The 11,375-nt window shown below is 58.0% G+C and carries 7 protein-coding genes; 4 read left to right on the forward strand and 3 right to left on the reverse strand.

Features of this window, described 5'->3' with window-relative positions; genetic code table 11:
- Positions 1-108 precede the first annotated feature (108 nt).
- Positions 109-2,988 (forward strand): PAS domain-containing protein, encoded by a 2,880-nt coding sequence (locus ACRBB0_RS22135; protein ID WP_431376646.1) that lies wholly within the window; start codon positions 109-111, stop codon positions 2,986-2,988.
- Between the two features lie 4 nt (positions 2,989-2,992).
- Here ACRBB0_RS22135 and ACRBB0_RS22140 read toward each other — a convergent pair whose 3' ends face one another.
- Both ACRBB0_RS22140 and ACRBB0_RS22145 read right to left on the reverse strand, forming a co-directional pair.
- Positions 2,993-4,402: a PLP-dependent aminotransferase family protein gene (locus ACRBB0_RS22140; protein WP_431376647.1), complete on the reverse strand. Its 1,410-nt coding sequence runs from the start codon at positions 4,400-4,402 to the stop codon at positions 2,993-2,995.
- Positions 4,403-4,567: 165 nt separating this feature from the next.
- The gene (locus ACRBB0_RS22145) at positions 4,568-6,616 is read right to left on the reverse strand and encodes a molybdopterin-dependent oxidoreductase (protein WP_431376648.1); all 2,049 of its coding nucleotides are present in this window, start codon (positions 6,614-6,616) and stop codon (positions 4,568-4,570) included.
- A 162-nt stretch (positions 6,617-6,778) separates the two neighbouring features.
- Here ACRBB0_RS22145 and ACRBB0_RS22150 point away from each other — a divergent pair, with 162 nt between their 5' ends.
- Positions 6,779-8,215: a DUF6880 family protein gene (locus ACRBB0_RS22150; RefSeq protein WP_431376649.1), complete on the forward strand. Its 1,437-nt coding sequence runs from the start codon at positions 6,779-6,781 to the stop codon at positions 8,213-8,215.
- A gap of 85 nt (positions 8,216-8,300) precedes the next feature.
- On the opposite strand, the gene ACRBB0_RS22155 is transcribed toward ACRBB0_RS22150, so the two are convergent.
- Positions 8,301-9,206, reverse strand: a complete 906-nt coding sequence (locus tag ACRBB0_RS22155; protein WP_431376650.1) for a LysR family transcriptional regulator — start codon at positions 9,204-9,206, stop codon at positions 8,301-8,303.
- Between the two features lie 120 nt (positions 9,207-9,326).
- On the opposite strand from ACRBB0_RS22155, the gene ACRBB0_RS22160 reads away from it, so the two are divergent.
- Positions 9,327-10,382, forward strand: a complete 1,056-nt coding sequence (locus ACRBB0_RS22160; protein ID WP_431376653.1) for a dipeptidase — start codon at positions 9,327-9,329, stop codon at positions 10,380-10,382.
- 48 nt (positions 10,383-10,430) lie between these two features.
- Positions 10,431-11,375, forward strand: a 945-nt coding sequence (locus tag ACRBB0_RS22165; protein ID WP_431376651.1) for an ABC transporter substrate-binding protein, incomplete at its 3' end; no start/stop codon positions are given.

The raw sequence follows: 11,375 nt of genomic DNA on the forward strand, positions 1-11,375 counted from the left end.
TCAAAAACCGTGATATATGCATTTTTATCCAATTGGCAGGAGTGTTGATGCGCGCCATGCGCGTCAAAACTCTTGGTTTTATTGGCGTTTTAGGCGAAGCTGATCCACATGGCGCACGCGAAAAATTCATCTCAGATCATGTTGCACGATGTGTTGCATGATCTGATCGTGCAACGGCCATTTTCCAATCTGCCCTTCGATCAGCAACTGATGGGATTTGCCAAGGTTCTTGCCGATAACGTCGGAGCGTCCACCGTTGTCATCCGGGTCCTGAATCCCAATTTGCGCCAACTCGACGTCAGCGCCGCCGTTGTGGCGGATGATCATCCCGGTCCTGAGCCGCAGGCCCTGGCACTGGACAACGATCAGGTCATCTTGCGCCATTTGGACGATCATAAAATCATTGCCCTCCCAGATCTCGACGATGTGCCCCCGCCCTTCCACGTGCTTGGGCGCACTTTGAAATCGACCGGGGCCACATCCGCCCTGTTCTGCCCGCTGTTCGACAATGATGAGGTTTTGGGGGCGCTGACCTTAACATCCCCAAGCCCCCCACAGGGTTGGACACCGCAAGAACAGCGTTTTACCGAAGCTGTGGCCGGGTTGATCTCCATGGCGATGGCCCAAGCAGACAGTCCGAGGCCAAGCACCTCGGCCGTCGGATACAAAGGGCGGCTCGAACTGTTTGCCAAAATGGCCAATGACCGGCTGTGGGAAACCGATGATGCGCTCAAACTGACCTCAGTGATCAGTGGCCGGACCGCCAGCACCGCCGATGGATCCGAGCTCATTGGCTTCAAACCGTGGGAAGTGCCGACCCGCGCGCCCCGCTCCGGCGATTGGGGGCCCATCCGCCGCTTGATGGAAAATCACGAGGTCATCAAAGACCTGATCATCGTCGACACCAACCCGGACGGCTCCAAAAGCTATCGAGAGGGCAATGCGGATCCGCAGTTTGACCAAAACGGCGCGTTTACCGGCTATATTGGCGTCACCCGCGATGTCACCGAACGGTTGCAATATGAAGCAGAGTTGCAAGTCACCAACCAACGCTACCGCAACGCCTCTCAACTCGCCTGTCTTGGCCATTGGGTTTGGGATCGCGACGCGGATCGGTGTTCGTTCTGCTCTCCTGAAATGGCCGCTATTTTTGGGGTGTCCCCCGAAGACTACGTGGCCCGGACATGCAGCTTTGAACAAGATCAGAAATGGTATCACCCTGAGGACCGCGAAAGATACGTCCAAACCCTTGATCATGCGTGCCAAACCGGGTCCGGCTGGACCCTCTCGGTTCGCATTGTCCGCGATGACGGCACCGTGCGCCATCTCAAACAATGGGCGGAACCCGGATTTGACGAGACAGGCCGCGTCAACTCGACCTTGGGCGTTTTGCTGGATGTGACCGACCATATCGAGATGGAGGAAAAGCTGCGCGACAGTCAGGCCAAGCTCGCAAATCTGGTCGATAATTTGCCCGGTGCGGTGTTTCGGGTTCGGATCGACCACGACTGGTCAGCCGTTTATCGCAGCAAGGGCTATTACCGCCACTTTGTTGATGCCTCGCGCCAAATGTCAGATTGGGAAGAGTTTGGCAAAGGCAGTCTCTTCACTGTTGACGACGCGGATGCCGCGCGCATTCGCCAATCCATTCAAGACGCCGTTGCCGAAAACAAACCCTATGAACTTGAATACGGGATCACCACCCAAGACGGGCGGCACACATGGGTCTGGGAACGCGGCCGCCCGGTGAAAACCGCCAATGGTGAAATCCAAATCGAAGGCATCATGCTCGATGCCACCGACAAACGGCGCACGCAAAAGGCTTTGATCAAATCCCAACGCGGCGAAGCGATCGGTCAATTGACCGGCGGTGTTGCCCATGATTTCAACAATCTGCTGGCCGTCGTCCTGGGCAATATTGAGCTGGTCAAGGATGAAATCGACGATCCCGCTCTCATCAAAATGCTCGATGCCAGCATCAATGCCGCCACGCGCGGGGCCGATTTGACAGGCAACATGCTGGCCTTTGCCCGGCAGGCCAAACTGGAACCCTCCGACCTCAACTTGAATGAGGTGATCCAGAAAGCCCAAAGCTGGATTGTGCGCACCTTGCCATCCAACATTGAGGTCAACACCCACCTAACCGATCATATCTGGACGATCCGCTCTGACCCAAGCTCAACCGAAAGCGCGGTGTTGAATCTGGTGATCAATGCCCGCGATGCGATGCCCGAAGGCGGGCAACTGACGATAGAAACCGCCAATCTGGTCATCGACGCCGAAACCATTCAGAGCCAGTTTGAAGATATCGAACCCGGTGAATACGTCATGATGGCCGTAAGCGATACGGGCCACGGCATCCCAAAAGACAAACTAAAACAGGTGTTTGAACCGTTTTACACCACCAAGGCTCCGAACAAAGGCACCGGGATGGGCCTGTCGATGGTACAAGGGTTTATCCGCCAATCAGGCGGGACTGTCCGGGTCTATAGCGAAGAGAATGTCGGCACGACCTTCAAGCTCTTCTTTAACGCCATGGCCAGACCGGTAAATCATGACCCCGCGCCCCTGCCCGCCGCGCCCGTCCCAGACCAACACACCGGCCGCATTTTGGTGGCCGAGGATGAAAGCGGCGTGCTTGCCATTCTTGTCGCGGTGCTGCGCAAGGCCGGGTATGACGTGGTCGCCACCCCCTCAGGTGATGCCGCGCTTGAGGTCTTCCAAGCCGATCAAAACTTTGATCTTTTGATCACTGATGTTGTGATGCCCGGTCGCCTTTTGGGGCCCGGACTGGTGCGCGAAGTGCGCGCCATACAACCCGATCTTCCGGCAATTTTCCTAACCGGTTACGCCGCCGAAGCCACCGTGCATGGCAATGGGTTGCGCCCAGAAGATACCAGGCTGATGAAACCCATTCGCCGCCAAGAGCTTTTGTCGAATATCAAGACTGTTCTGGAACAACGCTCCGGGCACAAGGCGTCGCAATAAGCGATCAAAAACAGCGCCGTAACACCCCAAGCGCCGCCTCCATCACGCTGATCTCATACCCGCAAAACCCAAGGATCAGCCCGTTATGGTCCCCCGGTACAAACGCGCATTCCGACAAGGCTTCGGTTTCAATCCCCGCTTGGCTGGCGCGCTGCACGATGTCTGAATCGCGGTGCCCCCCCGTGAGGTGAAACACAACCTGCATACCGGCCTGATGGTCGTCAAACCTTCCGAACTGTGCAAAATCCCGTGCCAAACGACCAAGCAAAAACCCGCGTCGCTCGGCATAGATGCGCCGCATCCGGCGCAGGTGCCTGTAAAACTCACCCGACTCCATAAATTCGGCCAAAGCCTGTTGCGGCATATAGCTTGCCCTCAGGCCGGTTTGCCGAATGGCGGCGCGCAACCTGTCCAGCACAACGTCCGGCGCAACGATATATCCCAACCTCAACGAGTTTGAAAAAATCTTGGAAAAGCTGCCGATATAAATGGTTCGGTTCAGCTTATCAAAACCGGCCATCGCCGGGATAGGGCGCCCCGCATAGCGAAATTCGCTGTCGTAATCATCTTCGATAATCCACGCATCCGAGGCCGCAGCCCAGTTGATAAACTCCAACCGCCTGCTCGGCGACATCGCACCTCCCAACGGGTATTGGTGGGACGGCGTTAAAAAAACCAGTCGCGGCGCGGGCTTGCTCTTTGGCAACTCTGCCCCATGCGCCCCGATTTCCAACCAGTCGGGTGCAAGCCCCTGCGCCTCGGCAAAATGGCAAATGGGCCGGTAGCCCGGACTTTCGATGCCAACCCCTTCGCCCTTTTGCGTCAAGCCGCGCACGCAGATATCCAAGGCATCCGCCGAGCCTGCGGTGACAATCACCTGATGCGCCGAGGCCTGAATGCCCCGCCATTCCGCCACATGCGCCGCAATCGTCCGGCGCAGCTCAATATTGCCAAACGGCCCGCCCCCGATCAGCATGGCTTCGGGGTTGGTGCGGCACACGCGCGACACGGTTTTGGCCCATTGCCGGTGTGGAAACAGGCGCATATCCGGCTGCCCTGATTCAAACGGCATCGCCAGACCAGGGTTTTGCATTTCCGCCCCCGGTCTTTCGTCCAAGATTTCGGCCGCGGGCTCAGCGCCCGCCAGCTCAACCTCACCCAAGGCGCAAACCGTATAGCCAGAGCCCTGAAGGCTGTGCAGATACCCTTCGGCCACCAACTGTTCATAGGCCGTCACCACCGTCGAACGTGACAGGCCAAGCTCGGTCGCAAAAACCCGCGTTGCCGGAAGTCGGCTCCCCGGCACCAAATCCCCCGAGATGATCGCGGCCCGAATACCGGTACAGATCTGCTCAAAAACCGGCACGTTCGCACGTCGATCAATCGAAAACCCCAACCACGCGGCTTGCTTCATATTGGTCTGCTCATTTTTCCCATTATGGGACAATAATCACTGGCCAAAAATCTGGCAATCCCATCCCCGAGCACAGGCCAAGGCGACACAGGTTTTGGCGCGCAGGCTCCAAACCCAACGCGCCGCCCACTCGGCCCTCCAGAAACCTATCCGTATTACGCGGGGTTACGCCGGCTTCACGTCAACAAAGGTTTCGTTATAGCACGCCCCGTCTTCAATATCGGTTCGCACATCTGCCGGGATCAAGGCGTTCACCGTAAACCCGGTGTCCGAGCTGCCCCGCCACGTCCCCTTAGGCGAATAGAGCACCCCTTGGCGTGTCGCATCCGAGACTTTCAGCTGTAACCGCACCTCGGCCCGGCCATTCCAAACCGTCACGTCTTGACCATCAACCAACCCTCGCTCCTCAGCATCGCGCGGGTTCATCTCAACCATTTCAATCCCTTGCGACGCCGGATCACTGCCAAAGGTGGCATTGGTTCGTTTGTCCGAACTTGGCGTGATGAGGGTAAAAGGCAGGTCTTGCGCAACGGCCACATAGCGCGGCACGCCAAAGCCACCCGCCGCCTCATAGGTTGCGCTGAACAGCTCAATCTTGCCCGATGCCGTGGCCGGTTTCACCGTCTGGCACATGATCATCGGCGTGCCATCATCGGCCATCAGCTCAATCGCGGTATCAACCGATATTTCGCTAGGCCGCACGCCATTTAACTGCGGATGCGCGCCATCAATCGCCTCATCCATCAGCTGTTTGTCGCTGGCCTCAAACATCGGTCCGTCATAGCCAAACCGCGCCGCCAAACGGCGGAAAATCTCGGTATTAGGCAGGCTTTCCCCGACACAGGGCATCACAGGCTCGGCCCGTTGCAAAAAGTTCTGCCCATAGGCCCCATAGATGTCGTCAAACTCAAAATGGCTTGCGGCGGGCAGGATCACATCACAGAGCGCCATGCTGTCGGTCATCACCACATCACAGCCCGCCAAAAACAGATCATCCCGCATCAACCCTTTGATAAGATTGGCTTGATCTGGGTGTGTTGCCACCGGGTTGTGGTTGTAAATCATCGCCGCCGTGATCGGTGGATCCAGCGTGTCGTCTTGCAACGCCGCGCCCAGGTCAACGATATTGAGCACCTGTGTTCCGGGCTTTTTCAGGTGATCGCCCTGCAACCGCGCCGTGGTTTTCGGCGTTGCCACCCCGGATTTGGCCAAAACCCCGGCCCCAAGCCGGCCATGATGCCCTGTCAGCGCTGGCAAGGCCATCGCCGCCCGAAGGCCCGAGCCGCCAGACTTGCCGCGCTCGATTCCATTGCCAAACGCACAGGCCATATTTTCGGCCGCTATCACCAGATCGACCAAGGCCTCAAACTGCGCCGCCTCAATCCCGCAAAGCGCGCACACGACGTCGGCAGGATAGTCGCGCGCCTGGGCCATATATGCCTCAAACCCGTCGACCCACAGGTCAATAAACCGCGCGTCCAAGGCGCCCCGCCGGTCAAGCTCGGCCGCCAGCCCCATCGCCAAAACCACATCCGTTCCGGGCTTGAGCATCACATGCATATCGCATTGCTCCGCGATTTTGATCCGCTTGGGGTCAATAATCACCAGTTTGCCACCACGTGCGCGCATCTTTTTCAACAACGGCGCAAGATGCAGGTTCGACACGGTGACGTTGTTGCCCCAGACCAGCACCAAATCCGAATGCAGCACCTGAACTGGCGGCATCCCTGGAGCGTTGCCAAACAGGCTCGCATAGGCCCCGCCACGCACCCCGCCACATAGCGGCCCACGGTTCAGCATCGTCGCGCCCATCTGGTAAAAGAACCGCCGATCCATCGACCCTCCCGCCAATTCCCCATGCGGCCCGGCATAGTTGAATGGCAAAATCGTCTCGGGGCCATATGTGTCGATGGCCGCGCGAAACTGGTCATGGATCAGGTCAAGCGCCGCTTCCCAGCTTATCCGCTCATACTGGCCCGCACCACGCGGCCCCACCCGCTTTAACGGATGGGTGAGCCGTGATGTTCCGTGTACAAAATCCGGGTAATAGCGCGCGACTTTGTTGCAAATCACACCGTCCGTATAAGGATTGGCCTTTGACCCTTTGACGCGCATCAGCTCACCGTTTTGCACTTCAACAGACAGGCTACAGGTATCGGGGCAATCCAGCGGGCAAACCGACGGCAGGATTTGGGGCATGGAATCAAGGGTCATAACAGGCCTTTTGGCAAACAACATGTGCGCCCTGTTTATCGCCACTCCGCCAAACCATTAAGCGCCAATAATGACAAAAATGACCAGACCAATTTGCAAACGCTGACGCCTCTTGGCCGCATCTGGCTTGCACCCCGAATGCGGCGCTGGCACACTCTGGGCATGTCAAAGAAAACCCTGAATGCGGAAAATCTGGCCACGTTGGGCGCCGAGCGTTTGGCGCAGCTGCTGATCGAAGTCAGCACCGGCAGCGCCGATATCAAACGCCGCCTGCGCCTCGAGCTAAGCCACAATCTCGGCCCCCAAGAGCTTGGCCGAGACGTGCGCAAACGGCTGGTCACCCTGCGCAGATCGCAAAGCACCATTGGCTGGCGCAAGCGCAAGGCTTTTGTCAAAGATCTGCAAACCCAGTCCGAGATGATTATCCAGCGCATCGCCCCCGATGACGCCGCGCTTGGCTTTGATTTGCTTTGGCAATTTATCGAACTCGCCCCGGCGGTACACACCCGCACCGATGACAAGACCGGCGACATCAGCGACATGTTTCATGCCGCGCTCACGGCCATTGGGCCGATTGCCGAACGTGCTTTGCTTGATCCAAAATCCCTTGGGGATCGGGTGTGGGATGCGGTTTCCGACAGTGGCTTTGGCGAATTTGACGGCATCATCGCCGTGCTTGCCAAACCCCTTGGCCCCACCGGATTTGCCCAGCTCAAGACCCGCGTCGATGCCTATGAAGCCGAGCCACTTGCCCAACCTGACATGGATCACGAAGCGCTCGCCTTTTTGCGCGCATTGCGCAGTGAAACCGGCAATTACCATGCCGAGCAAAAGGCCCGCCTGATCCGCGCCATTCGCCAGGACATCGCCGAGGCCGAAGGCGACACCGACACGCTGATCGCCCAATACTCCCCGGCTGCCTTGCGCCACCCCGCCACCGCCGCAGAAATCGCACGGCTCTTGATGGCGCAGGGGCGCAATGAGGATGCATTGACACGGCTCCAATCCGCCCCACCCGATGGTCCTGACGACGGGATGGACGATTGGGACAGCGCCTATATCGACTGTCTTCTGGCCTTGGATCGGGCCGATGACGCGCAATCTTTTCGGTGGGAAAGCTTCCTCAACACGCTCAACAAAGACGCTCTGCGCGCCCATCTTGCGCTGCTGCCGGATTTTGATGATGTCGAGGCAGAAGACCGCGCCCGCCAACATGCCCAGACCTTTCACGACATGGGCCGCGCCCTTCAGTTCCTGACCGACTGGCCCGATGCGCCCGGCCTGTCGCAACTGGTACAAGACCGCGTTTTGGATCTTCTGGGAACTCCAAACCAAGCCAGAGTGGACGCCGCCGAAACCCTGCGCCTGCGCTACCCGCTGTCGGCCGTGTTGGTCTGGCGCAGCCTCATCGCCGATATCCTGAACTCAGGCGACCGGCTAAGCTATGCTCAGGCCGCCGATCACCTAGCAGAATGTGCGTCAATGGATGCCGAGATCGAGAGCTATGCCGGTCAACCCGATCACGCCGCGTTCTTGACGGCGTTACAGGCCCATCACGGGCAAAAAGCACTGTTTTGGAAACAGGTCGCCAAGGTTTAGCACCCGCCCCGACACCCGCCCCGACACCAGCTCTGACACCAACTCTGACACCCGCCCCTAAGGCCGAAAGCTTGGGCTCTGGAGCCTAGGCCTTGGTAAAGGGTGTTTTGAGCGTGTGCAGACGTAAGTGACGCATAAACGCCCGCGCAATGGCGGGGCTGCGATGCGATTCCGGGGTGGCAAAGTAACTGCGATACTCGATCACCGGCTCAAAAGGCCGAAACACCAGATCATCCGAGCGATACTGCATAACAGGAAACGGGTTCACCACCGTGACGCCCAACCCTTCTCGGGCCAGATCAACCGCCGCAAAGGACGTCGACACTTCCGCAACCACGCGCGGGGCACTGCGGGCATTGGTAAACATCCGGTCCAATTGCGCGCGCCGGGCATGGCGTCGCAACAGCGCAATCATTGGCCGCTCGTGCAAATCTTCCGGGGAAATCACCTCTTTGTCTGCCAATCGGTCCGACTTTGGCATGGCACATACCGCATGCGACGTCCGATAGGGCGACAGTTTCACCCCCTCCCGCGAGAGCTCAACCCCGGTCAGCCCCAAATCAAAGCGCAGCTCCTGAATACCTCGGATGACTTCATCCGATGGGGCCACTTCCAGGCTGACAAGGTAATGCGGGTTGGCCTGTAGAAACGACGCAATATGGCGCACCAAAAACCGGTGTGCATAGGTGGGCGGGGCCACAAGGCGCAGGGTCTCCTTTTCAGGCGTCGGTGGGCCATCAATTCGGTCGAGCGCTTCAAACAGCGGGTCAAGGCGCCGGTTCAGCTGCACCGCTTCTGATGTCGGAATAAGCCGCCCGCCATCACGTTCAAACAACATCCGGCCGGTGCGCGCTTCCAGGCTGGCGATGGACCGGCTGATCGCCGATTGCGACAGGCCAAGGCGCACTGCCGCCTTGGATGTGGTGCCACTTTCCATCAGCGCCCGCAGGGCCTGATACTCTGGCAGGCTGTGCCAAGATCGGGTTGCCATAGGAGCCTCTGCGAAAATGTCATGCTTCTATGATCTATTATCATAACAGTTTTCCTAGTCTATGATATTTTCTGGTCTAAGCTGAAGGTCTGCGACATCGGGGGTGAAACTATTTTGGCGATTCCGACGCGGCCACTTATCTTTGACGGCCATAATGACGTTCTATTGCAACTGCATCGCGCGGGTGGCCTTGCCGCCACAGATCTCTTTTTATCCGGGCGCGATGGGGCCATTGATGCCCCCCGCGCAGCGCAAGGCGATTTTGGCGGCGGGTTCTTTGCGGTCTACGTTCCCTCACCCGTTGATCTTGAGTTCAAGTTTGAGGAGATGGCCAAGCCAAGCTACGATCTCCCCCTGCCCGATCCCATTGACTGGGAAGACGCTTTTCCGGTCGTCATGGCTCAGGCCGCGATCCTGTTTGATCTGGAAAAACGCGGGGCGCTGACCGTGTGCCGTACTGCCGCTGACATCCGTACCACCCTTGCCGCCAACAAAATCGCCGCGATCTTTCATATCGAAGGCGCCGAGGCAATTGACGCCGAATTCCATACGCTTGATGTGCTGCATCAGGCTGGGTTGCGCTCTCTTGGGCCGGTTTGGAGCCGCCCCACCCTTTTTGGCCACGGCGTACCGTTTCGCTATCCAAGCACCCCCGATATCGGCCCCGGCCTGACCGACCACGGCTTGCGACTTGTCAAGAAATGCGATGATCTCAACATCTTGCTTGATCTGTCACATCTGAACGAGGCCGGGTTTTGGGATGTGGCGCGCCATTCCACCAAACCTCTGGTGGCCACCCATTCCAACGCCCACGCGATTTGCCCGCACTCTCGCAACCTCACCGACAAACAATTGTCCGCGATTCGCGAAAGTGGTGGTATGGTGGGGTTGAATTTCGCTGTCGCCTTCCTGCGTCAGGATGGGCGCATGCTGGCTGATGTGCCCTTGTCACAGATGATGGCTCATCTCGACCACCTTATTGAACATCTGGGCGAAGACCATGTTGGTTTTGGCTCAGACTACGACGGGGCAATTGTGCCCGAGGATCTGACCTCGGTCGCTGACTTGCCCAAACTTCGACACGCTCTGGAACAACACGGGTATGACTCCGCGCTCATATCCAAGCTGTGCCATGAAAACTGGCTGCGTGTGCTCGAAAAAACATGGGGGGAATAACCTCCAATGCCAGACAGACACGACATTTCCGATAGAGAGGACACCAAAATGAACGCATTTAACAAACTGCTCAGTGGGGCCGCGATGGGCTTGGCGCTTAGCGTCACGTCAATGGCTGCCTATGCCGAGACCCCTGCCAATATGCTGGTGATTGCCCACCGTATTGACGATGTCACCACCGTTGATCCGGCCGAAAGCTTTGAATTTGCCGGCTCCGACATCAGCCGCAACGTCTATAGCCGTCTCGTCAACCTTGACCCCAACGATCTGGCTGCGGGCTATCAGCCTGATCTGGCCGAAAGCTGGGAGGTTTCTGAGGATGGCAAAACCATCACCTTCACCATGCGCGAAGGCGTTACCTTCCAGTCGGGCAACCCGGTACGTGCCGAAGACGCGGCCTTTTCGCTCCAACGTGCGGTGATCCTCAACAAGACCCCGGCGTTCATCCTGACCCAGTTCGGCTTTACCCCCGAAAACGCCGCTGAGACCATCAAAGCCGATGGCAACAAGCTGATGATCACAACGGACAAGAAATACGCAACGTCCTTTGTTCTCAACTGCTTGACTGCCACAATCGGCGGGATTGTCGACAAAGAGACCGTCATGGCCAATGAGGTCGATGGCGATATGGGCAACACCTGGCTCAAAACCAACTCAGCCGGTTCTGGCCCCTATGTTCTCTCAAGCTGGAAACCAAACGAGTCTGTCACACTTACCTCGAACTCCGACTATTACGGCGGCGCACCTGCCATGGAACGGGTCATTGTGCGTCACGTTCTTGAATCCGCCTCTCAGCGTTTGTTGCTTGAGCGCGGCGACGTTGACATCGCGCGCAACCTCAACCCCGAAGACATCGCCGGGGCCATGGGGGCCGAAGGCGTCAAAGTGGTGGATGAGCTGAAGGGCCGTCTGATGTATCTGGCGCTGAACCAGAAACACCCAGTGCTGTCCAAGCCAGAAGTCCGTCAGGCCTTTAAGTATCTGATTGATTAC

Origin of the sequence: Pelagimonas sp., from assembly GCF_050633425.1 — a bacterium.
Taxonomy (GTDB): Bacteria; Pseudomonadota; Alphaproteobacteria; order Rhodobacterales; family Rhodobacteraceae; genus Pelagimonas.

Bases quoted from the DNA above. Each gene is read 5' to 3' on its own strand.
- ACRBB0_RS22135 (WP_431376646.1), top strand. From the start codon at position 109: ATGGCGCACGCGAAAAATTCATCTCAGATCATGTTGCACGATGTGTTG.
- ACRBB0_RS22140 (WP_431376647.1), bottom strand. From the start codon at position 4,402: ATGAAGCAAGCCGCGTGGTTGGGGTTTTCGATTGATCGACGTGCGAAC.
- ACRBB0_RS22145 (WP_431376648.1), bottom strand. From the start codon at position 6,616: ATGACCCTTGATTCCATGCCCCAAATCCTGCCGTCGGTTTGCCCGCTG.
- ACRBB0_RS22150 (WP_431376649.1), top strand. From the start codon at position 6,779: ATGTCAAAGAAAACCCTGAATGCGGAAAATCTGGCCACGTTGGGCGCC.
- ACRBB0_RS22155 (WP_431376650.1), bottom strand. From the start codon at position 9,206: ATGGCAACCCGATCTTGGCACAGCCTGCCAGAGTATCAGGCCCTGCGG.